This is a genomic window from Martinezella sp. CNPSo 3964, assembly GCF_057784375.1.
In genome coordinates this window covers 311965-338059 of the sequence record NZ_JBXSOW010000005.1, presented here as the reverse complement: position 1 = coordinate 338059, position 26095 = coordinate 311965, and the positions used below count along the sequence as shown (strand labels likewise).

Annotated in this window: 22 protein-coding genes; 11 read left to right on the top strand and 11 right to left on the bottom strand. The window is 59.4% G+C overall.

Annotated features, from left to right (window positions below; translation table 11 throughout):
• Positions 1-99: 99 nt before the first annotated feature.
• From AC13Q5_RS18070 to AC13Q5_RS18055, 4 genes are all read right to left on the bottom strand, one after another.
• Positions 100-1998: an ABC transporter substrate-binding protein gene (locus AC13Q5_RS18070; RefSeq protein ID WP_488502641.1), complete on the bottom strand. Its 1899-nt coding sequence runs from the start codon at positions 1996-1998 to the stop codon at positions 100-102.
• A gap of 195 nt (positions 1999-2193) precedes the next feature.
• The gene (gene arfA / locus AC13Q5_RS18065) at positions 2194-3702 is read right to left on the bottom strand and encodes an arabinosylfuranosidase ArfA (protein ID WP_488502640.1); all 1509 of its coding nucleotides are present in this window, start codon (positions 3700-3702) and stop codon (positions 2194-2196) included.
• A 218-nt stretch (positions 3703-3920) separates the two neighbouring features.
• Positions 3921-4850, bottom strand: coding sequence for an ArsR/SmtB family transcription factor (locus AC13Q5_RS18060; RefSeq protein WP_075854116.1), 930 nt, complete (start codon positions 4848-4850; stop codon positions 3921-3923).
• Between the two features lie 181 nt (positions 4851-5031).
• Positions 5032-5532 carry an invasion associated locus B family protein gene (locus AC13Q5_RS18055; protein WP_075854115.1) on the bottom strand — a complete coding sequence of 167 codons (501 nt, stop codon included), beginning with the start codon at positions 5530-5532 and terminating at the stop codon, positions 5032-5034.
• A gap of 285 nt (positions 5533-5817) precedes the next feature.
• On the opposite strand from AC13Q5_RS18055, the gene AC13Q5_RS18050 reads away from it, so the two are divergent.
• Both AC13Q5_RS18050 and AC13Q5_RS18045 read left to right on the top strand, forming a co-directional pair.
• On the top strand, positions 5818-6114 hold the full coding sequence (locus tag AC13Q5_RS18050; RefSeq protein WP_488502639.1) for a GNAT family N-acetyltransferase: 297 nt from the start codon (positions 5818-5820) through the stop codon (positions 6112-6114).
• 293 nt (positions 6115-6407) lie between these two features.
• Positions 6408-7430 carry an LLM class flavin-dependent oxidoreductase gene (locus AC13Q5_RS18045; RefSeq protein ID WP_488502638.1) on the top strand — a complete coding sequence of 341 codons (1023 nt, stop codon included), beginning with the start codon at positions 6408-6410 and terminating at the stop codon, positions 7428-7430.
• 149 nt (positions 7431-7579) lie between these two features.
• On the opposite strand, the gene cml is transcribed toward AC13Q5_RS18045, so the two are convergent.
• Positions 7580-8776, bottom strand: coding sequence for a CmlA/FloR family chloramphenicol efflux MFS transporter (cml, locus tag AC13Q5_RS18040; RefSeq protein ID WP_488502637.1), 1197 nt, complete (start codon positions 8774-8776; stop codon positions 7580-7582).
• A 337-nt stretch (positions 8777-9113) separates the two neighbouring features.
• Between cml and AC13Q5_RS18035 the strand changes: the two genes are divergently transcribed.
• Positions 9114-10616, top strand: coding sequence for a methyl-accepting chemotaxis protein (locus AC13Q5_RS18035; RefSeq protein WP_457880819.1), 1503 nt, complete (start codon positions 9114-9116; stop codon positions 10614-10616).
• A 90-nt stretch (positions 10617-10706) separates the two neighbouring features.
• Here the strand turns inward: AC13Q5_RS18035 and AC13Q5_RS18030 are convergent, their stop codons facing one another.
• The gene (locus tag AC13Q5_RS18030) at positions 10707-11585 is read right to left on the bottom strand and encodes a LysR family transcriptional regulator (protein ID WP_457880818.1); all 879 of its coding nucleotides are present in this window, start codon (positions 11583-11585) and stop codon (positions 10707-10709) included.
• A gap of 170 nt (positions 11586-11755) precedes the next feature.
• Here AC13Q5_RS18030 and bla point away from each other — a divergent pair, with 170 nt between their 5' ends.
• Together bla and ampC are read left to right on the top strand one after the other, a co-directional pair.
• Complete coding sequence (gene bla, locus AC13Q5_RS18025) at positions 11756-12649, top strand: class A beta-lactamase (protein ID WP_488502636.1); 894 nt, start codon at positions 11756-11758, stop codon at positions 12647-12649.
• 106 nt (positions 12650-12755) lie between these two features.
• On the top strand, positions 12756-13943 hold the full coding sequence (ampC, locus tag AC13Q5_RS18020) for a class C beta-lactamase (protein ID WP_488502756.1): 1188 nt from the start codon (positions 12756-12758) through the stop codon (positions 13941-13943).
• Between the two features lie 116 nt (positions 13944-14059).
• Here ampC and AC13Q5_RS18015 read toward each other — a convergent pair whose 3' ends face one another.
• A complete protein-coding gene (locus AC13Q5_RS18015; RefSeq protein ID WP_488502635.1) occupies positions 14060-14980 on the bottom strand; it encodes a dihydrodipicolinate synthase family protein in 921 nt (306 codons plus the stop codon).
• An 88-nt stretch (positions 14981-15068) separates the two neighbouring features.
• Positions 15069-15782 (bottom strand): FadR/GntR family transcriptional regulator, encoded by a 714-nt coding sequence (locus AC13Q5_RS18010; RefSeq protein WP_457880891.1) that lies wholly within the window; start codon positions 15780-15782, stop codon positions 15069-15071.
• Positions 15783-15994: 212 nt separating this feature from the next.
• Here AC13Q5_RS18010 and AC13Q5_RS18005 point away from each other — a divergent pair, with 212 nt between their 5' ends.
• From AC13Q5_RS18005 to AC13Q5_RS17985, 5 genes are all read left to right on the top strand, one after another.
• A complete protein-coding gene (locus AC13Q5_RS18005; RefSeq protein WP_488502634.1) occupies positions 15995-17941 on the top strand; it encodes an ABC transporter substrate-binding protein in 1947 nt (648 codons plus the stop codon).
• Positions 17942-18027: 86 nt separating this feature from the next.
• A complete protein-coding gene (locus AC13Q5_RS18000; protein WP_457880813.1) occupies positions 18028-19014 on the top strand; it encodes an ABC transporter permease in 987 nt (328 codons plus the stop codon).
• Between the two features lie 9 nt (positions 19015-19023).
• Positions 19024-20145 carry an ABC transporter permease gene (locus AC13Q5_RS17995; RefSeq protein ID WP_488502633.1) on the top strand — a complete coding sequence of 374 codons (1122 nt, stop codon included), beginning with the start codon at positions 19024-19026 and terminating at the stop codon, positions 20143-20145.
• Between the two features lie 7 nt (positions 20146-20152).
• Positions 20153-21874, top strand: a complete 1722-nt coding sequence (locus AC13Q5_RS17990; RefSeq protein WP_488502632.1) for an ABC transporter ATP-binding protein — start codon at positions 20153-20155, stop codon at positions 21872-21874.
• A gap of 128 nt (positions 21875-22002) precedes the next feature.
• On the top strand, positions 22003-23190 hold the full coding sequence (locus tag AC13Q5_RS17985) for a galactarate dehydratase (protein ID WP_457890852.1): 1188 nt from the start codon (positions 22003-22005) through the stop codon (positions 23188-23190).
• An 88-nt stretch (positions 23191-23278) separates the two neighbouring features.
• Here AC13Q5_RS17985 and AC13Q5_RS17980 read toward each other — a convergent pair whose 3' ends face one another.
• The 3 genes from AC13Q5_RS17980 to AC13Q5_RS17970 form a co-directional block, all read right to left on the bottom strand.
• On the bottom strand, positions 23279-24589 hold the full coding sequence (locus AC13Q5_RS17980) for an MFS transporter (protein WP_488502631.1): 1311 nt from the start codon (positions 24587-24589) through the stop codon (positions 23279-23281).
• A gap of 92 nt (positions 24590-24681) precedes the next feature.
• Positions 24682-24888 carry a KTSC domain-containing protein gene (locus AC13Q5_RS17975; RefSeq protein WP_075854101.1) on the bottom strand — a complete coding sequence of 69 codons (207 nt, stop codon included), beginning with the start codon at positions 24886-24888 and terminating at the stop codon, positions 24682-24684.
• Between the two features lie 116 nt (positions 24889-25004).
• A complete protein-coding gene (locus AC13Q5_RS17970) occupies positions 25005-25436 on the bottom strand; it encodes a VOC family protein (RefSeq protein WP_457880808.1) in 432 nt (143 codons plus the stop codon).
• Positions 25437-25506: 70 nt separating this feature from the next.
• On the opposite strand from AC13Q5_RS17970, the gene AC13Q5_RS17965 reads away from it, so the two are divergent.
• The gene (locus AC13Q5_RS17965) at positions 25507-26088 is read left to right on the top strand and encodes a TetR/AcrR family transcriptional regulator (RefSeq protein ID WP_488502630.1); all 582 of its coding nucleotides are present in this window, start codon (positions 25507-25509) and stop codon (positions 26086-26088) included.
• Positions 26089-26095: the final 7 nt, after the last annotated feature.

The window sequence follows — 26095 nt, the reverse complement described above, 5'->3', positions numbered from 1 at the left end:
GCTTGCGCTTCATCGTCAATTCAAAAGATTCGCCGGACGTGCCTAGTGTCCGGCGAAAGGTGCCTGATGCAGCGACTGCCGCACCAGGGTCGGGAGAAACTAAGGCTGGGCGGGCTTGAGCTTGACCATCATCAACCGGGAGTTCGCCCAATTGGGAACCGGGTCCGTATAGGGGTCGGCAATGGTCGGATAGCCCTTCCAGTAGGTCGTATCCATCGAGGTGAAGACGTTATAGGACATCAGAGGAATGGTCGGCATCTGCTGTGCCACCAGCTTCAGATAGTCCTTGCCAAGCTCGATGCCCTTCGGATCATCGGCGCTGACGCGGCGGATATTTTCGATGATCTTGTCGAGATCCGGATTGGACCAGCGCTGCCAGTTGCGAGCCGCCTGGTTCTCGCCTTTCTTGGCAACGAAATCCGAATGCCAGCTATCGAGGAAGAAGGACAGATCGGGATCGCCGCCCCATGTCTCGACGCTCCAGGCAATGGCGCACTGGAAGTCGCCGGTCGCCAGCCCCTGCCAGACGGCCGAGGAGGGAACGGCCTTGGCGTCGATGCCGAAGGCAGCCCATTGCTGCGCAATCAACGTGCCGGCACGGGTGAAGACCGAGCGGGTGTCGCCCTCGACCGTCATGCGGATCTTGAAGGGCTGGCCGTCAGGCGTCATCCATTTGCCGCCAGCCTTCTTGAAGCCGGCCTTTTCCAGAAGCTCGGCTGCCGCCTGGGGGTCGGGCTTCCACCAGCCATAGCCAAAGGCGCTGCTGATCGCGGCCGGGTCGGTCGGGATCTGATCCTTGTATTTCGGCTGTTTGCGCAGCAGGTCGGCGATTTGCTGGCCGATCGTCGGATCGTAAGGCTTGATCTTGCGCTTGCCCGTATCGATCTCGAAATTCTTCAGCCAATCCTGCATCGGCGCCTGATAGTCCGTCATGGCAATCGCCGTCGGCGGAACACCGAGCGCTGAAAGCGTCGCAGCACCACGATAGCTCGCCATATCGACGGCCTTGATATCGATGAGCAATGCCAATGCCCAGCGCACGTCCGGATTCTGGAACAGCGGATCCTGTGTATTGAAGATTACGGCAGGCAGCGTCGGATCGGGATGAGCGAAGGGGAAGCCGGGGAACCAGCTTTCGACGGTCTTCGACTTCTCCTTCAGCGTGAACATGCCTTCAGGCGTGTTGTCGTGAATGATATCGAGATTGTGCTCGAGCTGCGCGATCGTCCGCTTGTCCGGTGGGCCGGGATCGACATAGCTCACATATTTCGGAGCCGGCTCGCCGAAGCGGGCAAGCGAGGTGCGCTGCCAGTCGTCGCGCTTCTCCCAGGTGTACCACTTGCCCTGCGGGTCAAACGCCTTCAGCTTGTAGGCGCCGAGCGAAACGGGATTGGCAAAATCATAGCGAACCGGATCGGCGACCTTTTCGAAGACATGCTTCGGCATGATCCAGGCGCCGTTCCAGCGAACGGTGAAGATCGCATGGAAGCGCGAATTTGGCTTTTTCAGCTTGAAGACGACCGTATAGGGATCCGGTGCTTCAACACTCGCGACCTGGACCGAGAAGGCCGCACTCCAGTTCATGCCCGGATGGTCCATCTGGGTCTTGACGGTGTAGACCACGTCATCGGCGGTGAATTCGACGCCGTCGCTCCAGTAGATGCCCTTGCGCAATTTCACCGTCATCTGGGTGAAATCGTCGTTATATTGCGGCTTGTCGGCAGCAAGGGAATTATCCCATGCCGAACCGCCCAGGCCTTTCTCCGGATCGATGTACCAGAGCGTATCCATGGTCAATTGTTGAATGCCGGTCGAGACGCCGCCGCCGCCATTGACCCAGACGTTGAACCAGCCAGGGTTCTTGATCGTTCCCTCAGGATTTTCGACGATCAAGGTCTCCTTGCGTGGCAAGGCGGTATAATCCTGAGCCTTGGCCGCCGCGATGAGGCCGAACGTGGCCAGTGCGACGCCGAAGGCAAGCTTCTTCCACTGCTGCATGATCTCCTCCCATTTTTATCGACTGCGCGGCGCACCCAAGCGATGATGAGCAGACCGCGATTTTCACCCCTTTTTTCCCGGCTGGCCGCGCAAGTTGCGTGCGGCGGTCCGGGTCTGCAACAGATCGCCGGTCGCCTCCTCGCGACCGTTCGACCGTTTTCGGTGCCGGGGCGCATCGGCCCCAGCGGCAAGGCATCACACCGCCAGCCGGATCACCGTGTAGGATAGCGGCTTCAGCGTGGCGCGAAGGCGACCATCCTCGATCTTGGCATCACCCGTCTGGGTCGGGACGACCGCATTCGGCTGCGCCGCAGTGTTAACCGCCTGCAGGTCGCCATGAACCATTTCATGCTGTTCGACGACGCGAGCTCCGGCAAAGCCTTCGAGACGCGTGTCGAGATCGAGCGCGCTGTCGGGATGACGGTTGACGGCAAACAGCGTGACCATCTTGCCGAGCTCATCATGGACGGCCGACACATCCAGATAAGGCACGTCATCGGCCTCGTCGCTGTCATAGGACGGGCCGTCGGTGACGAGGCGCAAGGCATAGCCACGACCATATTTCGAAGCGAAATAGAGCGGGTAGTAAATCGTCTGGCGCCATGCCGGACCGCCGTCCTCCGTCATGATCGGCGCGATCACGTTGACGAGCTGCGCGATACAGGCAATGCGCACGCGATCGGAGCGGCGAATGAAGGTGTTGAGAATACCGCCGACCTGCAGTACGTCCTCGAAATTATAGACATCTTCAAGCAGATGCGGCGCATCCGGCCATTCGTCACGCGCCAGGATTTCCTTGTCCTGCTGGTTGGAGTGATACCAGACATTCCACTCATCGAAGGAAATCCCGATGGTCTTCTTCGAGCGCTTCTTCGCCTTGATATAGTCGATGACGCCACCGATGGTGACGATGTAGCGATCGAGCTTCTCGGCCTTGGCGAGATAGTTGAGCGTGTTCTTTTCGCGATTGGCGAAATACATGTGCAGCGAAATATGATCGGCGCTGTCGTAGCACTGATCCAGAACCTCAGCCTCCCAATCGGGATAGGTCTTCATATCGGAATTGGACGAGCCGCAGACGACGAGTTCGAGCGACTTGTCGAAGCCTCGCATGGCTTTGGCGGTTTCATCGGCCAGGCGGCCATATTCATAGGCGGACTTGTGACCGACCTGCCAGGGGCCGTCCATTTCATTGCCGAGGCACCAGAGCTTCACCCCATGCGGATCGGCCCAGCCATGCTTGCGCCGCAGGTCCGACCAATAGGTACCGCCCGGATGGTTGCAATATTCGAGGAAGTTTCTCGCCGCATCCAGGCCGCGCGAGCCGAGGTTGACGGCAAGCATCGGCTTAGTGTTGGCCTTCTTGCACCAATCGACGAATTCATTAACGCCGATCTGGTTGGCCTCGCGCGTCCGCCAGGCAAGGTCGAGGCGCACCGGCCGCTCGGAACGAGGCCCCACCCCGTCTTCCCAATTATAGGCTGAAACGAAATTACCGCCCGGATAGCGGCAATAGGGCGAGTTGAGCTCGCGCACTAACTCAATCACATCCTTGCGAAATCCGTTCTCATCGGCGGTCGGATGGCCCGGCTCGTAGATGCCGCCATAAATCGCCCGACCCAGATGCTCCAGAAAAGAGCTGTAGAGCCGATCATCGATGTCGGCAATTCGGAAATCACGGTGGACGATCACATGCGCCTTCACGGCCTTCCTCCCATATATATCAGATATTTCGTTCTTATACCTTGATCTTGATACACTTTTGGAAGGTCGTCAACGCACTCAAGGCGGAAAATATCACAAAAGCCACAAGAACATCGCCCGCGGATTGATAAAATATCCCGAAAAATCAGCGACTTATGAAAAATATGACTTATCGGAATTCAGCTCCGACAATATGCTATGTATCACAAATTACGATACTATTGCGCCAAATCGATGCGCATCAGGATATCGCGGCCATAATTGCCGAAGCCGCGGCCAAAAATATTGATGCCGCCGGTGTTACGCGCATCCTCGGCAATCCCGATCCGCAAGCGGATCGACGAATGCTGGCTGATGGCGAGATCATCGATCGTCACATCGGAAGCGGCAACGCCGTCGATGAACGTGCCCTTCTTCGAGATTCGCCAGGTCTTGAGCTTGCCATATTGCGAACCTTCCAGCTTCCACCAGCTTGGCGTGAAAGCCCCACGCTTGTCGCCGTAATCGCCGGGAGACGTCCATGTGCCGACGGCGACACCGTTGATCCAGACGGTGATGTCGGACGGCCAGTCCGGATTGGTGCCAGGCACCTCGGAGGACAGCTCCATCGAGAATTCGATGGCGTTGACGTTCCGGTTCAAGATCTTGGCATTATTCGGGAATTTATATTCGACATGGCCGCGGCCGAACCAAAGAAGACCAGCCTGCATGCGTTGCGGATCGAGAAAATAGTCGGGAACGTCGAGCAGACCAATGACGCCCTCGGTGGAGCATAGCCCGCATGGTGCATGCGTCTCGCAGCTCGTATAGAGGCCGATCGGCATGGCGACTTCGATCACGTCCTCGTCATGCTTGAAGGCCTGGTCCTCGAAGCTGAGCAGGATTTCGTCGTAAAGCGCGGTGCAGATCTTCTGGTAGCCCTTGCGCGCTTTCGCGGCCTTGGTCTCGACAAGACCGGCCTCCTCCAGGATCATGATGCCCGTTGCGACGGTCGATTGCGGCAGATCCAGTTCCCGGGCGATCTCGTTGACATTCAGCGAGCCCCTGGCGCAGAGCAGCTTCAGCATATCGACACGCGCCGGCGCCGAAAGCGCCCGGAAGACCGCCGCATTCTCACCCGCATAAATTGTCAGAAAGCCGCGCTTCATCGAATCCTGAATTCCCCATCAACAGGTTTCATTTATATCAGGATTTTTGATTTCACAAGAGATATCAGTTCGAAAGCCCAGACTGGCGCCTTCTCCGCGGAATGAGAAGACGCCAATCCGCCTATCCTCTACACAACTCGCCGCAACGAAATCGCCGGTCGATCTTCAAAAGCCGCCGCCCTCACTGGCAAGTCTCTATCCGCTTCAATGCGGCCGTAATGCCGGAAAGAGAATAGGAATAGCTCGTCTCGGTGCCACGCTTCGAGGTTGCCTGCAACTGCAGCTGTGCGCCGCCTTTCATGGCGTTGACCATGGTCGGCTCCTGTGCCTCGTTCCTTACCCAGCCGTGCCGATCTTTCGTAAACATCGGGAACGTCTTGTCGCCGACCGTCGCCGTCATCTGCGCACCGTCTTTCAGGTCGTAGCCCATCGCGGCTTCGGGAACCAATTTGTCGCCGGGGGACAGGCGCGACACGATGAAGAAGTTATCGCCATGGTCGACACTGGCTGGCTGCTGCGCAACCGGCCTCGATAAAACATAGCAACTGACGCTGTCGCCGGATTTATAAGAATATGCGCCCCAATGATCGAATTGATCGATACGGACGGGCACTTCCGCATGCGCGATACCGGCGCTGAATGCGACGAAGACCAGAACGGGGGCGAAATTTCTTGCAAACATAGTTTCCTGCCATTTCTTGTTTCAAGGACGTTGAAAGCGAGAGATGCACTCACACGCGCGGCAGTTTCGGTGCGGTGCGTTATCCGATTGTTAACGTGTTCCTTAAAATTTGTTCATGTTAGAAAACACGCAGAAAACCATGCCGGAGAGAAATTCAATCATGTCGAGCGCCACTATTTCTGTCCTGGATAGCCGACGGACGCCGATCGCCGCGCGATTCTTGCGCCTCTGGACGCCTTTAACACCGCAAAGGCGGGCAATGAGAATTACCAGCCGATTGCCGTCGTGCTGCGCGACGAAACGGGCGGCATCATTGGCGGTCTCTGGGCGCAGATCTACTTCGACTGGGCTTTCATCGAGCTGCTCTTCGTCCCGGAAAGCCTGCGCGGCGCGGATTTCGGATCGAAGCTGATCCGCGAGGCGGAGGACATCATCAAGGCCAAAGGCTGTGTCGGCGTTTGGCTCGATACGTTCAGCTTTCAGGCCCCAGGCTTCTACGAGCGTCAGGGCTATGAGCGCTTCGGCGCGCTGGAAAACTATCCGCGCGGGATGGCCCGCCATTTCTATCGGAAGATCTTCTGACTTTCAGCATCGGCTCAGAAGCCGTTGCACTAAAAGGGGGCAAACCCGACCCGGAGAACGGTCAAGGCTTCATCGAGTATCGACGCCCCTATCGATATTGACAATCAGTTCACAGATTGTGTTGTTCCATTCAAACGCATCCATGCACATATACGCGCCTCAACCTACGGCCTTTTGCGAGTCCTAGCGTGAAGGAGCAGGCAACGGATGTATCAGATATGTTCGACTGGATTTGCTTCGGCATGCAGGACGCATAATCGGGCCGTGCTAACCGGATATTGTAGGATGGTATCATGAAGAAGATCGGTTTCCTTTCATTCGGCCACTGGACGCCCTCACCCCAGTCGCAAACGCGGTCGGCAGCCGACACGTTGCTGCAGTCGATCGATCTTGCCGTGGCGGCTGAACAGCTAGGCGCGGACGGCGCCTATTTTCGTGTCCACCATTTCGCCCGTCAGCTCGCTTCGCCCTTCCCGCTGCTGGCCGCGGTCGGCGCCAAGACCAGCCGTATCGAAACCGGGACCGCCGTCATCGACATGCGCTATGAGAACCCGTTCTATATGGCCGAGGATGCGGGCGCTGCCGATCTTATCGCCGGCGGGCGGCTGCAGCTCGGCATCAGCCGCGGCTCGCCGGAGCAGGTGATCGATGGCTGGCGCCATTTCGGCTATACGCCGATGGAGGGCGAAAGCGACGCCGACATGGGCCGCAGGCACACGGAAGTGCTGCTCGATCTCCTGCGCGGCGAAGGATTTGCCCAGCCCAATCCCCGGCCGATGTTTCCCAATCCGCCCGGCCTGTTGCGCCTGGAACCCTATTCCGAGGGCCTGCGCGAGCGGATCTGGTGGGGTGCCGGCTCCAATGCCACGGCCGTATGGGCAGCAAAGCTCGGCATGAACCTGCAAAGTTCGACGCTGAAGGATGATGAAAGCGGCCTGCCCTTCCACGTCCAGCAGGCCGATCAGATCCGCGCATATCGCGAGGCCTGGAAAGAAGCCGGGCACACGCGCGAGCCTCGAGTCTCGGTCAGCCGCAGCATCTTCGCGCTGGTGAACGATCTCGACCGCGCCTATTTCGGCAGCAGCGGCAAGGATTCGGACAAGGTCGGTTTCATCGATGAGAAGACACGCGCCATTTTCGGCCGCAGCTACGCCGCCGAGCCGGATGTGCTAATCGAGGAGCTGGCAAAGGACGAAGCCATCGCCGCAGCGGATACGCTGCTCTTGACCGTGCCGAACCAGCTCGGGGTCGACTATAACGCCCATGTTATCGAGTCTATCCTGACGCATGTCGCACCGGCACTCGGATGGCGCTAGGACGGTCATGAATACCAAAGATGGCGTCTGACGACAGGCGCCCTCGTATCAAGCAGGAAGTGGAAGAAACGAAATGACCGCCCGCGAAAGCCAGCTTTCGCGGGCGGTCATTTCAGATTTTACACAATGAGCGCCGCGCGCTCAGCAATTCAGGCCAAGGCATTGCGACGCTGCAACAGATGAAGTGCTGCCAGTACCAGCAGCGCCATCAGCGTGGCGAAAGCGATCAGCGGCCATGCGCTATCGCCGTCCAAGGTTGTGACCGCCAGGGTACCTATCAGACTTACGATCAGGCTCTGAATGCAGAAATAGAACGCCACGGCAGATCCGGCGATATCGCCGAACTCCGCCAGTGCCCCATTTGCCGTCACCGATCCCGCAAGGACGATGCCGACCGCCATGATCCACATCGGCAGCACGAAGCTTGCAAAAGATGGCACTCCATAGAGTTGACCAAGCACAAGGGCAGCCGCGCCGGCAAGGAGCAGCATCATGCCCCGCGCAACGCCGCCCGCGACACCCCATTTCTCGACAAACAATCCGGCAAAGCGCGCCGTAACGATCATCACGACGGCAACCGTTGCAAAGGCAATGCTGAAGCCAAGCTCGGAATAGCCCGCCCGGCCGATCAGAACGCGCGGGGCGGTCGAGAAGAACACGAAGAATGTACCCATGCCCGCACTGAAGGCCAGCGTATAGGTCCAGAACGATCGACTTTTGAAGATCGTCCATATGGGACGGCGTGGACCTGCCTCCCCTTCGGGTCGCGTTTCGTGCCAATTCGCGAGGGCATGGGAAATCGCAGCCAGGGCAAGAATCGCAAGCAAGACGAAGATGGCGCGCCATCCAAACCGGTCGGCAATCATGGCGCCGGCTATGGGGCCGAGTGCGGGCACGAAGGACAGTATCGAGCCGAACGTCGCGTAGATAATGGCCTGTTCCGGGCGATTGCCGTAGACATCGCGCACCGTCGCGAAGGTCGCGACCAATGCCGCCGAGGCGCCGATCGCTTGCAGCAGGCGGCAAAGCACGAAGCCGGTCGCATCCGATGACAGCGCCGCTCCGAGGGATGCACCTGCGAACAGAAGCGCACCCGACAGCAGGACGGGACGACGCCCGATGCGATCCGCAAGCGGACCGAACGCGACCTGACCGAGACCCAGCATGATCATATAAAGGCTCAGCGTCAGTTGGATCACCGCAGGCGTCGTGTTGAGAATGCCGGGCATGGACGGCACGATGGGAAGGTAGATATCCATGGCCAGCGAGGCGAGGATATCAAAGGGCGCCATCAGCAGCAGCGCCGCCGGCAGCGAGTAGGCCCATGACGGGCGTATGTCAGACATGAGAAAATTCCGCTCGAAAGAGAGTTCGGGCGGCGTCTGCCACTGGCTTCAATTGCAATGAATTCGACAGCGCGCCGCAACAACAAAAAGCTGTTGCGGCTTAACTATCTGCTGACTTGGAGTTCCCCATGCCAATTGCCCCATGGCGAGATACGTGATGACCACTAGCCTCTAGCAGATGCCGACAAGACGGGCAATGACGTTGCAATGCGCCAACGGGCGCAACCTAGCTCTGTGGAGCTGCGACAATCTTGCCGCGAAAATCGGCTGCAAATCTAATAAATTTTTAACCATACCCATGCCCTAACTGCTTGTAATTTCTTCATCGGAGCAGGTTATGGTGCGCGCATCGAAAATGGACGAGTTGAACGATCGGCTCGACTTTGTTGGACTGGGGCAGGATGCCCGGCAGGCTCTTTCAGAGCTGCAGCCGACCATCGAATCTGCCGTCAGAGGCTCTCTCGACACCTTCTATGAGCGCATCGTCAAACATCCGGCGATGTCGAAGTTCTTCTCGTCACAGCAGCATGTGGCGCATGCCAAATCCAAGCAGCAAGATCATTGGAAGACGATCGCATCAGGCAAATACGGCCCAGACTATGTCGAAGCGGTCTCGGCCGTCGGCAGGACCCATGCCCGCCTCGGGCTCGAACCGCGCTGGTACATTGGTGGATACGCCTTGATCCTCGAAGGCATGGTGCGCTCGATCGTCGCGCAGCAGCTCAATGGTTTCATGCAGCGCAAGCATGAACAAGCCCTGTCACGGCGGCTGTCGGCGATCGTCAAGGCCGCCCTCGTCGACATGGATTACGGCATTTCGGTTTACCTGCAGGTGCTGGCCGATGAGCGTGATCGCGCGGAATCCGAGCGCGCCGCTGCTCAACGCGAGCAGGAGCGCGCCCTCAATGCGCTCGGCATCGCCCTGAAGGGGCTGGCGAATGGCGACCTGACGGCTGATATCAGCGAAGCCCTTTCAGCCGAATTCGAGCTTCTGAAGAGCAACTATAACGAGTCGCTTTCCTCGCTCGGAAGCGCCATGCAACGCATCGAAGATTCGGTGACGCGCGTTCGCGACGAAGCCGGTTCGATCTCGTCTGCCGCCGATAACATGGCGCGACGCACGGAACAGCAGGCGTCCGCACTCGAGGAAAGTGCAGCCGCGATCGACCAGATCACCACCATTTCCGAACAGACGGCAGAACGCACGCGCGAGGTCCAGGCAATTGTCAAGGAATCCGCTTCCGAGGCGGAGCGCTCCCGCGAAGTCGTCCAGCAGGCCGTGTCCGCCATGGGCGATATCGAAACCTCGTCGCGCAGGATGACCGATATCATCTCCGTCATTGACGACATTGCGTTCCAGACCAACCTTCTGGCACTGAACGCCGGCGTCGAGGCTGCGCGGGCCGGCGAACAGGGCAAGGGCTTTGCCGTCGTCGCGCAGGAAGTCCGCGAGCTGGCGCAACGCTCTGCAACCGCGGCAAAGGAAATCAAGGACCTGATCGACCGCTCGTCGAACGACGTTCGTCGCGGTGTCGAACTGGTCAACCGGACTGGCGAGGCACTGACCACGATCGGCAATCAGGTCGCCTCCATCGACCGCAATGTCGGTGCCATCGCCCGTTCGACGCAGGAACAAGCCGTCGGCATCAGCGAGATCAACTCCGCAGTGCGCAACATGGATCAGATGACCCAGCAGAACGTCGCGCTGATGGAAGAAACGAATGCCTCGACACGGCATCTCGCCGACATCAGCAACGAGCTTGCCGGCCTGGTCGGCCGGTTCAAGACGGTGCGCTCCGGCACGCGGACGGGGGCCGTAAGATTGAAGCTCGCCAGCTGAGACAGCTAGCTGCCGTCATTGCCTGCATTCCAACCCGTTCCCTGCTATCGGCTCCGGACTCACGTCCGGGGCCGTTTTCGTTTGTCCAGCCTAGCCCGGCATGTCCTCGATTTCCGCCAGCAACCACTGGCGAAACACCTTCATCGATGCCGTCTCCGCCCGCGATTTCAATCGCGTCAGCCAGTAGCTGCCGGTCATCGCCGTAATCTGGAACGGCTGCATGATGCGTCCGGCCTCGATGTCATGGGAAAACATGGCGACCGGCACGAGGGCGACGCCGACGCCGCGTGCCGCGGCCTCCACCAGCGTCAGCGAGGAATCGAACATCCAGCCCCGAAGATGGGGAGGCTGCAGGCCTGCCGCCCTGAACCAGAGCGACCATTCATCGACCCGGTAGGATCGCAAAAGCTCGACATCGGCGAGATCGGTAGGCGTGCGCAATCGTTCACCGATATCGGGCCTGCAAACGGGAGATAGTGGCGCATCCATCAGATGGATAGCCTCGGTCCCGTGCCATGCGCCATCGCCGAAGCGCAGGAAGAAATCCAGCCCGTCTAGCACCATGTCGGCGCGGTTGTTGTTGGTCTTCAGGCGCAGATCGACATGCGGATGCTGGGCCTTGAAGCCGGCAAGGCGCGGCAGGAGCCAGCCGATCGCGAAAGTGCCGACAACACCGATCGTCAGGATCTCGGCAAAGTTCCCCTCCTCCAGTTGGCTGAGCGTGGCGCTCATGCGGCGGAAGGCATCGGTCAGCACCGGCAGCAGCGCATGCCCTTCATCGGTCAAGGCAAGACCGCGCGGCAGGCGCTTGAAGAGGGTCACGCCCAGCACATCTTCCAACGCCTTGACCTGATGGCTGATCGCCGTCTGCGTGACCCGGAGTTCAAGACCCGCCCGCGTGAAACTGCAATGGCGCGCCGAGGCCTCGAAAACGCGCAGCGCGTTCAACGGCAGCTGTGAGATGTCCATTTGTGTCCTAAGACCAAGTTTTTCTCATGTCTAAGCCCAGAATTGATCGTTTGTCTAGGGCACGAAGCAACGCCATAGTCCGGCTCACAAGGTGATTTGCAGGGTCCCAATGACGTCCACGGGGCCTGAGATGCACCTCTTTGCGCAACATCAATCGAAGTGGAAACAAGATGACGATCCTATTGTCGCGTCGGCAAAGCCTTGCCGGCAGCTTGCTTGCTTTGCCCATTCTGGCGGGGCTAAGCGCGGTTGGACGCACTGCAGACGATAATTCAGGCGAAGCGCGGCTTGCAGCACTCGAGGCCAAGCATCGCGGCCGCATTTGTGTCAGCATTCTCGACATGGCAAACGGCAGGCGCATCGAGCACCGCGCCGGCGAACGCATCCTGATGTGCAGCACCTTCAAGGCGCTGGCGGCGGCTCTCGTGCTTGCCCGCGTCGACAAGGGCGAGGAGAAACTCGACCGGCGCATCTATTACAAGAAGAGCGATCTCGTCGCTTATTCTCCTGCGACCGAGGCTCATGCCGGAGAGAGTGGCATGACCGTCGGCGAGCTCTGCGCGGCGGCCGTGACACTCAGCGACAATAGCGCAGCCAATCTGCTGCTCACGAGTTTTGGCGGCCCCAAGGCGGTGACCGCCTTCTGCCGTCGCCTTGGCGACGACCTCACGCGCCTTGACCGCACGGAGCCTACATTGAACTACCACGACACTCCGGACGATCAGCGCGACACGACGACGGCTTCGGCCATGCTGGAAAACCTGCGGCGGCTTCTGTTTACCGATGTGCTGTCGCCGTCATCGCGATCGCAGCTGGCCGCCTGGCTGATCACCAACAAGACGGGCGACACCCGCCTGCGCGCCGGGCTTCCGAAGGACTGGCTGGCGGGTGACAAGACAGGAACGAATGGCGACAAAGCCGGCAATGCCAATGACATTGCAGTGCTGTGGCCGGCAAATCGAGCGCCGATCATCGTAACGGCCTATTGCGAGATACCAGAAATCGCAGCCGACGAACGCAACGCCATCATTGCCGAGATCGGCCGGATCGCCGCGACGATCTGAGATTGTAGACGTTGGACAATAGTCGCCGCCTTTCATCAACACGTTTCCCCTTTGGGCCGCGCGATCCAGCGCGGCCGATCATCACCACGAGGATATCATCTTGAATATACGTCCCAATTCGCTGCAGAAGCTCGGCATTATCGCGGGCTGCCTTTTCTACGGGATCGGCGCCCATGCGGCCGAAGGCAACGACCAGGATCAGCTGGAGCGCGCCGTCAACGAGACCATTCGCCCGCTCATGAAGGAAAACGACGTGCCGGGCATGGCGATCGCGATCACCGTCAAGGGCAAGCGCTACATCTTCAATTACGGCCTCGCCTCGAAGGAGAACGGCCAGAAGGTGACGAACGACACGATCTTCGAGCTCGGCTCCATCAGCAAGACCTTCACGGCAGCGCTTGGCTCCTACGCGCAGATCACCGGAAAGCTGTCCCTTTCCGACAAGACGACGAAATATATGCCGGAACTTGCGGACAGCAGCTTCGATAAGATCAGCCTCCTTGATCTCGCCACGTACTCCGCAGGCGGTCTGCCCCTGCAATTTCCCGGCGGCGTAACGGATCAGGACAAGATGGTTGCCTACTATCGCAACTGGCATCCTTCCTTTGCGCCTGGCACGTATCGGCAATATTCCAACCCCAGTATCGGCCTGTTTGGCTACCTGGCAGCGCAGGCCATGGGCCAGCCATTCGACACGCTGATGCAGGAAAAAATTCTTTCCGGCCTCGGCCTCAGCCACACCTATGTCCGCGTTCCACCGGCTGAGATGGGCAACTATGCCTATGGCTATTCGAAGCAGGGCAAGCCGATCCGCGTCAATCCCGGCGTTCTCGATACGCAAGCCTATGGCATCAAGACCACCGCCTCCGATATGCTTGCCTTTCTCGAAGCGAATATGGGCGAGGCAAAGCTCGACGGCACACTTCGGCAAGCAATCGATGCAACGCATGTCGGCTATTATAGCATCGGCAACATGACGCAGGCGCTCGGCTGGGAAATCTATGCCTATCCAACGACGCTCGCCCGGCTGCTTGCCGGCAATTCGTCCGACATGGCACTTGAGCCGCACAAGATCACTCGCCTCGACCCACCCCAGCCGCTGCGCAAGGATGTCCTCCTGAACAAGACGGGTTCGACGAACGGCTTCGGCGCCTATGCCGCCTTCATTCCCGCCCGGCAAGTCGGCATCGTCCTGCTGGCGAACAGGAATTTTCCAATCCCGGCACGGATTTCATCGGCCTACAAGATCCTGACCGCCGTCGAAAACCTGCCGGGATCGAACGAGACGAAATAGAGACCGGCCTGAAGGTTTGGTCCGCTTCAACGAACGGCCGACCCCAGCGAAAGCTGACGGGTCGGCCAATATCATTTTACGAATTGCCGGAGGAGGTCGCCACGCCGGATACCGCATCAGGCGGTGGAAAGTTCGCCTGCTTCCTGCCAATTGCGCAACAAGGCAAACAGCTCCTCGCGGTCCTTGGCATCGAGCTGTGGTACGCCTGGAACGCGGACAGGGCCGACACTTAGGCCGGAATAGGTAACGGCCTCCTTGACGACGGTAACGTTTGTTCCATTGCGGAACTTGGTGCGCATGCGCTCGAAGGGCTCGAGCTTGTTGACGATGGCGCGGGCAGCGGCGAAATCACCCCTCGCCAAAGCCGCATGCACGGCAAGCGACAACTTCGGAGCAACGTTGACGAGGCCCGAGGTGAAGCCCCTTGCGCCGGCGGCGGCGAATGTCGAGGCCCAGCTTTCGGCAAGACCGCAGACGAATAGCGCGCCATTCGGATCGGAAGCCGCGATCGCCCGTGAAAGCAGCATCAGATCCGTCGTCGCAAACTTGATGCCGGCGATATTGCCGTGACCGGCCAAACGGACCATGTCGTCGACGCTGAAGCCTTCGGCACGGACATAGGCGACGAGCGGCAGCGGCGAGGCCTCCGCCAGATCGCGAAAATAGTCGATCTGCGAGCCGGGCGCGGCAAATGGGTCCACCGGCTGATGAGACATTACGGCCGAAGCACCAATCGAGGCGGCATCCTTCGCCATCTGGATCGCCTCGCGCAGTGAGCGGCCAATTGCCGCCGTCACCGGCGCCTTGCCATCGACGCCGGATATTGCCGCTTCGTGGACGCGGCGGATTTCCTGCGGAGTGAGCGCATAAAACTCGCCCGTATTGCCCGCTGCAACGATATTGTGAATGCCGGCAGCCGCTACTCGCTGATAGACCCGAGCGGTGAGGCGCGGCTCCACCTCGCCACTACCATCATAGGCCGTGACTGGAACGCCGGAGACGCCGGTCAGCACTTGCCGCATGGTTTCAATGCTCATCTTCCTACCCTTACCCTTCATCACCCATCGAGACACAAACGAGGAAGCATAAAGAAGCCATCACCTCGCCCTCGCCTCATCCAATTCCCTATACGCCCTGGAACATGCGGGCGCGTGCATTCAAGATATGTCGCTTCATCGCATCGTGAGCCTCCGCCTCCTGACGCGCGAAAATCGCCTGCACGATGACGGCATGCTCATCCTGAACGCTGCGGATCTGCTCTGGCGTCCGCTTGAGGCTGAGGCTGCGGGTCACGGAATGACCGATGGCGAAATGCGGCCGGAACAATTCGCGGGCGGTGATATGGAACTGATTGCCGGTTGCAATCGCAATGGCGTCGTGCAGTTCCTGATCCTCCTCGGCACCGAGGCGGCCTTCGCCAAGACACTGTTCGATCTTCTGAAGCGCCGCCGTGATCCGCTCCTTGTCATCAGGCTGCCAGTTGCGCGCTGCGAGCTCGGCGGCCTCGGCCTCAAGCCCGGCACGAAATTCGAAAAAGCGCTGGACATCGGCAAGCGATCCCACGGGCACCATTTTGAGGACCGAAGAATCCGGCCTCTGCCTGACATAGGAACCAGACCCCTTACGCGACACGATCAACCCATCCATGCGCAGCCGCTCAAGGGCGTCGCGCACAACGGGTCGTGACGCGCCGAACATCTCCGCGAGCTTCGCTTCCGCCGGCAGCCGCTCACTCACCGGAAAGGTGCCGTCCGCAATCATGGCGACGATCCTCTCATAGATGATGTCGCCGAAGCGCGTCGCGCCCGCACCGGAATCGTTGGCGACAGAGAGTTTCATCATCGTCCTTCGTGAATGCCGGCCAGCGACAGCCATAGCGCATTTCCTGCGCGACAGGGCTACTAAATCTGTAAAAATCTGTCAACTCTTGTAATTATCTGAGAACGTAATATGGTCTCGACGCTGCGCCAGAGGGGTGCATGGCGACGGGACGGGAACCTGTCGCATCGGCCGAGGCAAAGCCCGGCTAAAGTCAAAACGGGAGGGATTCGATGCGCGATGAAATATTGTCCCGCGGCGTGAGCAGGCGTGCCGTCCTCGGCGGCATGGCGGGAATGGCAGCCCTGTCCTTGGCCGGTCGTGTCGGCGCGGCCAGTGCCGGCGGCGAGGCGCCGGCACTGGCGCAGCTCGTCAAGGACGGCAAGTTGCCGGCACTTGCGGACCGACTGCCGAAGAAGCCTATGGTCGTTACCCCTTACGAAAAAGTCGGCACGTATGGCGGCACCCTGCGGCGCGGTCTGCGCGGCTCGTCCGACCATAACGGCATTCTGCGCATGGTGGGCAATCAGAGCCTGGTGCGCTGGAACCTTGAGTTCACCCAAGTCCTGCCGAACCTCGCCGAGCGCTGGGACGTCAATGCCGACGCCTCGCAATTCACCTTCTATCTTATTCAAGGCGCCCGCTGGTCCGACGGCCAGCCATTTACGGCCGATGACGTCGTTTTCGCCATCGAGGATTGCGTCAAGAATACCGATCTCTACAGCGCGACGCCGGCTCAGCTGTCCGTTGCCGGCAAGGCGGTCGACGTCACGAAGATCGACGACTATACGGTGAAATTCACCTTTGCCGCACCGAACGCGCTTTATCTGGAAAATCTCGCAACCCCGCTCGGCCAGCATCCGACGCTGTTTCCAAAGCACTATTGCAGCCAGTTCCTGCCGAAATACAATCCGAACGTCGCCGAGGATGCGAAGAAGGCCGGCGTCAGCAGTTGGCCCGAACTTTTCCGCGCCCGCTGCGGCGACATCGAAATTCCCTCGCGCTGGGGCAATCCGGACAAGCCGACGCTCGATCCCTGGGTCGTCAAGGAACCCTATACGGGTGGCGCAACCCGCGTCGTCATGACCCGCAACCCATACTTCTGGCAGGTCGATACATCGGGCAACCAGCTTCCCTATGTCGACGAGATCAATTTCGGCATTTCGCAGGACGTGGAATCGCTGATGCTGAACGTCATTTCGGGCAAGATCGACATTCAGGAGCGCCATATCAGCGTGCTCGCAAACAAGCCAACGCTCTCACAAAACATGAAGAAGGGCGACTATCGCCTTCTAACTCTTGTTCCTTCCACCTCGCAGCAGTGCCAGATCTACTTCAACATCACCCATAAAGATCCGGCCATGCGCAAGATGTTTGCCGACAAATCGGTGCGGCAGGCGCTCTCGCTTGGGATCAACCGGCAGGAAATAATCGACATCGTCTATTTCGGCCAGAGCGAGGGATACCAGGCCGGACCACGGCCGGAGCATCCCTGGTATAATGAAAAATATGCCCGCCAATTCACCAACTACGATCCGGACAAGGCCGGCGCCATGCTCGATCAGGCCGGCTACGGCAAGAAGGATGCGAACGGTTTTCGCCTGAGACCTGATGGCCAGAAGGTCTTCTTCGCCGTCGACGTCATTCCGACCCTCTACCCCGATCTGGTCGATGCCCTTGAACTGGTGAAGGCGCATTGGGCACAGATCGGCGTCGACATGAAGGTCAACACAATCGAGCGCGCGCTTTACTATACCCGTGGCGACGACAACGCCCATGATGCCCAGGTCTGGCCAGGGCCTGGCGGGCTCGATCCCATGCTCGATCCGCGAGATTTCTTTGCCTTCCATCCGCAGGGTTCGCGCTACGCCATTCCATGGTCGGTCTGGTACACATCGAACGGCAAGCAGGGCGAAGAGCCGCCGGAAAGCCAGAAGAAGCGCATGAAGCTTTTCGACGAGGCTCGCTCGACGGCCGATCTCGACAAGCGCGGCGCCGTCATGAAGCAGATTTTCGACATCGCGGCCGAAGAGTTTGAAACCGTTGGGCTTTGCCTTGCAGTCGGCGGCTTCGGCATCATCCGCAACAACTTGCGCAATGTTCCGGAAAAGCAGCCCGATAGCTGGTCCTGGCCCAACCCGGGACCGGCCATGCCGCAGCAATTCTTCTTCACCAGCTGATCACACCGATCAAGCGCCGCCTTCCATGGGCGGCGCTTTCCTTCATGCGGAGCTGCCCGTGGCAGCACTCACTGCGAGAAACAGCCATGCTGGTCTTCATCGGTAAACGCCTTTTGTGGATGATCCCATCCCTTTTCGCCATCAGCTTCCTCGCCTTCGTGCTGATCCAGCTCCCTCCCGGCGACTACGTGACGACCTATATCGCCACGCTCGCCTCCTCGAATGAGGTGGTCGATCAGAACACGGCCGCGCAACTGCGCGAACGCTTCGGCCTCGATCAGCCGATGCTCATCCAATATTTGAAATGGATGTGGGGCATTCTCTCGCGCGGCGACTTCGGCATCTCGTTTGAATGGCAGCAGCCGGTCTCCGGCCTCATCTGGGAACGCATGGCGCTGACGCTCATCCTGGCGCTTGCAGCGCTGATCGCGACCTGGGCGATCGCGCTGCCGATCGGCGTCTATTCCGCAGTCAAGAAATACTCGATCGGCGATTATTTCTTTACCGCCTTTACCTTTTTAGGCCTTGCCATTCCCTCGTTCCTGCTGGCGCTGGTGTTGATGTATGTCGCCGCCGTCGAGTTCGGCCAGGATGTCGGCGGCCTCTTCTCCTCCGAATTTGAGACAGCACCCTGGAGCATCGCCAAGATGCTCGACCTGCTGTCGCACCTATGGCTGCCGGTCATCATCCTTGCCGTCTCTTCGACGGCAAGCCTCATCCGTGTCATGCGCGCCAATATGCTCGATGAACTGCCGAAACCCTATGTGACGACGGCGCGCGCTAAAGGCCTCTCCGAATTCCGGCTGCTAGTGAAATATCCCCTTCGCATAGCACTCAATCCGTTCATCTCGACAATCGCTTGGCTGCTGCCCAATCTCATTTCGGGCTCCGTCGTCGTGGCGATCGTTCTCAACCTGCCGACGGCGGCGCCATTGCTGCTGCAGGCCCTGATGGCGCAGGACATGTATCTTGCCGGGGCCTTCGTGCTTTTGATCTGCGCGCTGACGCTGATCGGGTCACTTATCAGCGACATCCTGCTTGCCCTCGTCGATCCCCGCATCCGGTTGGAATAGGAGCAGCCCATGGCCGATATCGCCGTCACAAACCTGCGCCCCGACCGCAACGCGGTTGCCTCGCAATGGCAGTTGATCTGGTGGGCGTTCCGCCGCCACAGGCTTGCCATGGTCGCGCTTGTCGTCACCCTATTGATGTACATCGTCGCGATCGCGCCCGGGTTCTTTGCCATCAACGATCCCAATCAGCAAAATGCGCGTGCAACCTTCCATCCGCCGCAGCGCGTCCATTTCTTCGACCCCGACAACGGTTTCTCCTTCGGCCTGCACTATTACCCGCTGAAGCTCACCCGTGATCCGGAAACGCTTGCGGCGATTTTCAAGGAAGACACGACGAAGCGCGTCTCTATCAGCCTGTTCGGTCGCGGCTACGAATATTCCGTGCTCGGTCTCTTCACAACCAACATCCACTTGCTGGCATCCTCGGACAAATCGACGCCTCTTCTATTGTTCGGTGCGGATCGGCTTGGCCGCGACGTCTTCAGCCGTACCGTTCAGGGCGCGCAGATTTCGCTGTCGATCGGCCTCGTCGGCGTCTTCTTTTCGCTTCTGCTTGGCATCGTTCTCGGAGGGATTTCAGGCTATTATGGTGGAAAGCTCGACTTCTTCATCCAGCGCCTGATCGATTTCGTGCTGTCGTTGCCCACCATCCCGATCTGGCTCGCCATGGCGGCAGCGCTGCCGCAGGGTTGGCCGGCAGCACTACAATATATGATGATCACCATCATTCTGTCTCTGACCGGCTGGGCGCAACTTGCCCGCGTCGTGCGTGGCCGCTTCCTGTCGCTGCGGACGGAAGAATTCGTTGCAGCTGCAAGACTCGACGGCGCCAGCGAGGGGCGCATCATCTTCCGCCATATGCTGCCGAGCTTTGCGAGCCACATCATCGCTTCCATCACGCTTGCCGTGCCAGCGATGATCCTGGCCGAGACGTCCCTCTCCTTCCTTGGGCTCGGCCTGCAGCCGCCGACCATCTCCTGGGGCGTGCTGCTGCGAGAGGCGCAGAACATCCGCTCGATCGCGACCGCGCCATGGCTCTTTCTGCCGGGCCTCGCCGTCGTCATCGCCGTCATGGCGCTCAACCTTCTCGGCGATGGCCTGCGCGACGCAGCCGATCCCTACAATAAATGAGGCGGGCATGACCGATATCGTTTCCATGAACACCGCCCGTCCGCTGCTGCAGGTCAAGAACCTGACCGTCGACTTCCCCTTGAGAACCGGCACGTTTCGAGCGGTCGATAATCTCTCCTTTGCCATCGAACCGGGAAAAACGCTCTGTGTCGTCGGAGAAAGTGGCTCGGGCAAATCCGTGACCGCCCGCTCCATCCTGCAGATCGTCGACGCCCCCGGCCGTATCACAGACGGTTCGATCATCCTGAATGTCGCTGGGGGCAGTTCGGTCGATCTCGTCAAGCTCAATCCGCGCGGGCGGCAGATCAGATCGATCCGCGGACGCGACATCGCCATGATCTTTCAGGAGCCGATGGCGTCGCTCTCGCCCGTCCATACGGTCGGCGACCAGATCATGGAAGCGCTTCGCCTCCACACGAAGATGAGCAAAGCCGAAGCACGGGCCGAGACGATTTCGCTTCTAAAGCAGGTGGAAATCCCCTCACCTGAAAAAGCGATCGACCGTTACGCCTTTCAGTATTCGGGCGGCATGCGCCAGCGCGCCATGATCGCCATGGCGCTTGCCTGCAGGCCGCAGTTGCTGATCGCAGACGAGCCAACGACGGCGCTCGACGTGACGACACAGGCCGAAATCCTCGACCTCATCGCCCGGCTGCAGAAGGCCAACGGCATGGCAGTGCTGTTCATCACCCACGACATGGGCGTGGTCGCACAGATCGCCGACGACGTGCTTGTGATGCACAATGGTGTGGTCAAGGAATACGGTCCGGTCGAGCAGATCTTCCATGCGCCGAAGGACGACTATACCCGCATGCTGATCGGCTCGGTTTTAAAGCTCGAAAGGAAGGCGGAAATCCGTCTGGCGCGACCGCCGCTCGACAGAGCGGCAGCCCCGATCCTCGAATTGCGCAACGTCTCGATGGCCTTCGGCGAGGTCCGCGCCCTCGATGATGTCTCGATCTCGCTTTTGCCGCGCGAAACGCTCGGCATTGTCGGCGAGAGTGGGTCAGGCAAGACCACGATGGGCCGCTCGATCATGCGCCTTATCGATCCAAGTGCAGGCGAAATTCTCTATCGCCGCGCGGATGGCGACGTTACCGATCTGGCAAGCGCCAAGGGGACGGCCCTTGCGGCAGCACGCCGCGAGCTACGCATGGTATTTCAGGACCCCTTCGGCTCACTCAACCCGCGCATGACCGTCTCCCAGATCATCGGTGAGCCGTTACTCGTCAACGGAATCGCCAAGGGCCGGGTATTGGATGAGCGCGTTTGCCATCTGATGGAACAGGTCGGGCTCGATCCGAGGACGCGAGAGCGCTATCCGCATGCATTCTCGGGCGGCCAGCGCCAGCGCATAGGCATCGCCCGCGCCATAACACTCAATCCGCGCGTGATCGTCGCTGACGAGGCGACGTCCGCCCTCGATGTCTCCGTGCGCTCCCAGGTGCTTGATCTCCTGATGCGCCTGCAGGACGAGCTTGGCCTTGCTTATATCTTCATCAGCCACGATATCGGCGTCATCCGCTACATGTGCGATCGTGTCGGCGTCATGTACAAGGGGCGGCTGGTCGAGGTTGGCGATGCCGACAAGGTCTGCAATTCACCTGAACACGCCTATACGCAAGCACTGATTTCGGCGATCCCGCGCCCCGATCCCCGTGATCGGGATCGCTCGCGACGCTTCCGCTATGTCGAGCCCGAAACCGTGAAGAACGGGAGCGCGGCGTGATGGCTTCCCTCGACAGCGCCGTAACGCCCAATTGCGACGGATCAGACTTCGCCGCAGCACAGCGACCATTTCCCCACCTGTGGCACCTCCCATGCCGCATTCATGTCAATCGATAGAAGGAAAGTAAGATGAAGATCGACCGCATGCGGGTATTCATGACCCGCGACAAGGATCGCCCGCGCGTCATCGTGGCGCTGGATACGGATGACGGACTGACCGGCTGGGGCGAATGCTACAATCACGGCCCCGATTTGGCACTGCCGCCGATCCTCGACTATCTCTATGGCTTCATCGCCGGCCAGGACCCGAGCCGCGTCGACTATCTCATCAACCTGCTGATCCAGCAGAGCCGTTTCCCGCCTGGCGCACTTGGCCTATCGGCCATTTCCGCGCTCGACCATTGCCTTTGGGATCTCTCGGCAAAGGCCCTCAATGTTCCGGTGTACAAGTTGCTCGGCGGCGCGGTTCGTGATCGCATCAAGGTCTATGCTGGCGTCTATACCGCACCGGATGCTCCGGCCGCCCGCGACGAACTCGACCGGCTAAACGCCGAATGGGGCTTTACCGCCTTCAAGCTCAGCCCGTGGCGTATCGACATGCATGCCCATCGCTGGGGCAATGTCGTCAAGGCATCTGCCGACTATTTCCGCTCACTGCGCGAAACGGTACGTGACGACTACGAGATCGCCTTCGACGCGCATGCCAAGATCTTCGAACCGGTTGCAGCCCGCCAGCTCGGCAATGCGCTCGCACCTTATGACCCGCTCTTTTACGAAGAGCCGTTGCGCCCCGAAAATATCGAGATGTGGGGCGAGCTGAAGCAGGGCCTCAATTGCGTATTGGCGACGGGCGAGTCCCTTTATAACCGCAATGAGTTCCTGCGTCTGCTGCAGGTCAAGGGCGCCGACCTCATCCAGCCCGATATCTGCGTCGTCGGCGGCATCAGCGAGATGCGGCGCATCGCGACGATCGCCGAAGCGCATTTCGTCGGCGTTGCCCCGCACAATCCGATGGGACCGCTCGCAACCGCCGTCAACGTGCATTTCTCGGCCGCCGCGCAGAACTTCAAGATCCTGGAGTATCGTCTGCCCAAGGGTCAGGCCTATGTCTATGGCGGCAACGAAGTCGAGCAGCGGCAGGGCGAGACCCGCTATGTCGTCGATCCCTACCTGCCGAAGGATGGCTATCTCGAGCTTCGGCCCGATCGGCCGGGCTGGGGTGTCGAGATGGATGAAAAGGCAATGGAAGAGGAAGGCTACATCCATTGGCAGCGGCGCGTACCCAAGCGCCCGGACGGCTCCTACGCCTTTGCGTGAGCTTGGTGTCCGTAGCTACTCGAAAAATCGGGGCGGCCATCGGGCCGCCCTTCTCATTTTCAGGATGCCTTTGCATACATGAGCGCAATCACTTCACGCGGGCTGCGTTCACATTGCCAATATCTTCCGGCCTCGGCATGCGTGGCACCATGCGCCCGATCACCAGTACCAGAAGTGCCGCAACCAACAGGCAAGCGGCCAGGAAGAACATCGGTGCGATCGTGCTTCCTGTGGAATCCTTGATCCACGGGACGACGTTCTGGGCGATGAAACCACCGAGATTGCCGACGGAGTTGATCGCGGCAAGGCCCGCTGCGGCACCCGCCCCCTGCAGGAAGCGAGAGGGAAGGCTCCAGAACACCGGCTGGCCTGCGAATATGCCGGCTGCCGCAATGGAGAGGAAGGCAAATTGCAGCGTATGGTCCGGAATAACCGCGGATAAAACTAGGCTCACAGCGCCGACCAGCGCGGGAATGACGATATAGGGCGTCTTGGACTCGGCCTTATCAGCTGCCCGCGGCACGGCATAAAGAGCGATGGCGACAAGAAGCCAGGGGATGATGTTCAGGAATCCGTTCGTCGTGTTGCTGACGCCGAAATTCTTGACGATGGTTGGCAGCCAGTAGCTGAGACCATAGGCGGCAAGCGGAAAACCGATATAGCAAAGCGCCATCAGCAGCACGCGCGGATTGATCAACGCCTTGAAGCCATCGGCGGCGTTCTGCTCCATGCCGGAATTTTCCGCCGCGATCCGATCCTTCAGCCAGTTCTTTTCCGCATCGTCGAGGAACGTCGCCTTGGATGGCAGATCCGGCAGATAAAACAGGGTGATGAAGCCGGCAATGATGGCGGGAATGCCGGTCACCAGAAAGACCCATTGCCACCCGGCAATACCATAGAGCCCATTCAAATCCAGCAGTACGCCACCGAGCGGCGCGCCAATCGCATTGGCAAAGGCGCTGAAGATCATGAAAAGCCCGACCATCGTGCCGCGATAGGCCGACGGATACCACAGGGTCAGCAGATAGAGCACGCCTGGAAAGAAGCCGGCTTCGCAGGCGCCGAGCAGGAAGCGGAGAATGTAGAACATGGTCGCATTCTGCGTATAGGCCAGCGCGACCGTGACCGCTCCCCAAGAAATCAGGATACGCGCGAACCACCTGCTGGCTCCGAACCTGTCGAGAAGCAGGTTGCTCGGCACCTCGAAGATGAAATAACCGATGAAGAACAGCGACGCGCCAAGGCCATAGGCATATTCGCTCATGCCGAGCGCATCGACCATCTCAAGTTTGGCGTAACTGACGTTCTGGCGATCGATATAGGCGATCAGATAGAGGATGCCCAGAAAGGGCATAAGCCTCCAGGTGATCTTGGATATAAGCTGCTTCTCATCAATCACGCCTCTTCCTCCCTGAAAGATGGTTATGATTGATATAGATAGCGCAACTCAGCGTTTATCAATGCGCCGAGAGATAAAGCTCATCTCGCGCTTCAAGCGACACGTTCGAACTGGGTGCGGATATGCTCGATATAGTGCTGGCCGGGCGACGACGCCTTCACCATGGCGATCGCCGCCTTTTGCGGAACGCCGGTGAATTGACGCTCCTCGCCATTTCTGAAGCGAATATAAAGCCGCCCGTCATCCGGGCGGAAATAGACTGATTTGATGATTTTTGACGAAACCGGGAGCTCTTGCATGGGTCACCTTACCTTTGGCCGGTTTTGTCGCATGAAAACCGAAATATTGGGTGAAGCGACCTAGTTAATCAAAGATAGAGTTGCATCGCTCGATTTTATCGATTGCACCCAGTGCCTTAGCGCTCCTGCGGCAGAGCCTCCTCGGCATAGAGGGCTGCAAATTCCGCGCTCGGTGGAATAGGCTTGATAATGTCGATCAGCACGCCATTCGGATCTGCGGTAATGAAATGACGCTGACCGAAATCCTCGTCGCGGATGGCAAGCAAAATGGGCAATCCAGCTTCGCGTACGCCATCATAGACGGCGTCGACATCTTCCACCTCGAAATTGAGCAACAGGCCACCAACCCGGCCGCGTCCTTGTGCCGGGATCGTCTCGTGTCGGCCGTCCAGAATGGCGAGATTGATGGCGCTATCCTCAGCCGATTGCAGGTGCACGTACCAATCGCTCGCGAAGTTTTCCTGAAATCCGAAATGCTTGACGTAGAAGGCGGCGGTCTCCCCTACGCGCTCGGTCATGATGACAGGATAATAGCTTGTTACCTTCATGCTTCACATCTCCCCCAAAAAGACATACAATCTGTCTGTATTTTTTTCAAATAACATACAGGCTGCATGCATGCAAGATCCTCGTTCCAATCGTGAAAGAACCGAAAAGACCAAGGCTGCGCTCATCGCGGCCGCACGCGCCTTGTTCGTGGAAAAGGGTTATGCCGAGACATCGACGCCGGAGATCGTCGCCGCAGCCGGCATCACCCGCGGCGCGCTCTATCATCATTTCGAGGATAAGCGGGCACTGTTTCGCGCTGTCGTCAGGGAGGAAGCGCTCGCGGTGACCGCCGCGATCGAGGCGGCAACGCCTGATCGTCTTTCGGCTCTGGATGCACTGATCGCCGGCAGCAACGCCTATCTCGATGCGATGCGGGTGAGTGGCCGCACACGACTTTTGCTGATCGAAGGGCCGACGGTGCTCGGCTATATCGACATGAAGCAGTTGGACGAGGAAACCACGGCACTGACCCTGCAGCATGGGCTGGAAGCGGCACTCAATCCAGGCCGTGCTTCCGGCATCCCAGCCGACGCACTTGCCGACATCCTTTCAGCAGCCTTTGATCGGGCGGCCCTAGCGGTCGATGCCGGCGGCGATGCGGAACGATATCGCGCAGCGATTGCGCATCTGATCAAGCAAATTGCAGGATGAGGAACAC

Excerpts from the sequence above, each read along its gene's own strand:
- AC13Q5_RS18030 (WP_457880818.1), bottom strand. The coding sequence starts at position 11,585 with ATGGACATCTCACAGCTGCCGTTGAACGCGCTGCGCGTTTTCGAGGCC.
- AC13Q5_RS18015 (WP_488502635.1), bottom strand. The coding sequence starts at position 14,980 with ATGAGCATTGAAACCATGCGGCAAGTGCTGACCGGCGTCTCCGGCGTT.
- AC13Q5_RS17970 (WP_457880808.1), bottom strand. The coding sequence starts at position 25,436 with ATGAAGGTAACAAGCTATTATCCTGTCATCATGACCGAGCGCGTAGGG.
- AC13Q5_RS18060 (WP_075854116.1), bottom strand. The coding sequence starts at position 4,850 with ATGAAGCGCGGCTTTCTGACAATTTATGCGGGTGAGAATGCGGCGGTC.
- AC13Q5_RS17975 (WP_075854101.1), bottom strand. The coding sequence starts at position 24,888 with ATGCAAGAGCTCCCGGTTTCGTCAAAAATCATCAAATCAGTCTATTTC.
- AC13Q5_RS18010 (WP_457880891.1), bottom strand. The coding sequence starts at position 15,782 with ATGAAACTCTCTGTCGCCAACGATTCCGGTGCGGGCGCGACGCGCTTC.
- AC13Q5_RS18005 (WP_488502634.1), top strand. The coding sequence starts at position 15,995 with ATGCGCGATGAAATATTGTCCCGCGGCGTGAGCAGGCGTGCCGTCCTC.
- bla (WP_488502636.1), top strand. The coding sequence starts at position 11,756 with ATGACGATCCTATTGTCGCGTCGGCAAAGCCTTGCCGGCAGCTTGCTT.
- cml (WP_488502637.1), bottom strand. The coding sequence starts at position 8,776 with ATGTCTGACATACGCCCGTCATGGGCCTACTCGCTGCCGGCGGCGCTG.
- AC13Q5_RS18045 (WP_488502638.1), top strand. The coding sequence starts at position 6,408 with ATGAAGAAGATCGGTTTCCTTTCATTCGGCCACTGGACGCCCTCACCC.
- AC13Q5_RS17990 (WP_488502632.1), top strand. The coding sequence starts at position 20,153 with ATGACCGATATCGTTTCCATGAACACCGCCCGTCCGCTGCTGCAGGTC.
- AC13Q5_RS17965 (WP_488502630.1), top strand. The coding sequence starts at position 25,507 with ATGCAAGATCCTCGTTCCAATCGTGAAAGAACCGAAAAGACCAAGGCT.
- AC13Q5_RS18055 (WP_075854115.1), bottom strand. The coding sequence starts at position 5,532 with ATGTTTGCAAGAAATTTCGCCCCCGTTCTGGTCTTCGTCGCATTCAGC.
- AC13Q5_RS18035 (WP_457880819.1), top strand. The coding sequence starts at position 9,114 with ATGGTGCGCGCATCGAAAATGGACGAGTTGAACGATCGGCTCGACTTT.
- AC13Q5_RS17995 (WP_488502633.1), top strand. The coding sequence starts at position 19,024 with ATGGCCGATATCGCCGTCACAAACCTGCGCCCCGACCGCAACGCGGTT.
- AC13Q5_RS18070 (WP_488502641.1), bottom strand. The coding sequence starts at position 1,998 with ATGCAGCAGTGGAAGAAGCTTGCCTTCGGCGTCGCACTGGCCACGTTC.
- AC13Q5_RS17985 (WP_457890852.1), top strand. The coding sequence starts at position 22,003 with ATGAAGATCGACCGCATGCGGGTATTCATGACCCGCGACAAGGATCGC.
- AC13Q5_RS18000 (WP_457880813.1), top strand. The coding sequence starts at position 18,028 with ATGCTGGTCTTCATCGGTAAACGCCTTTTGTGGATGATCCCATCCCTT.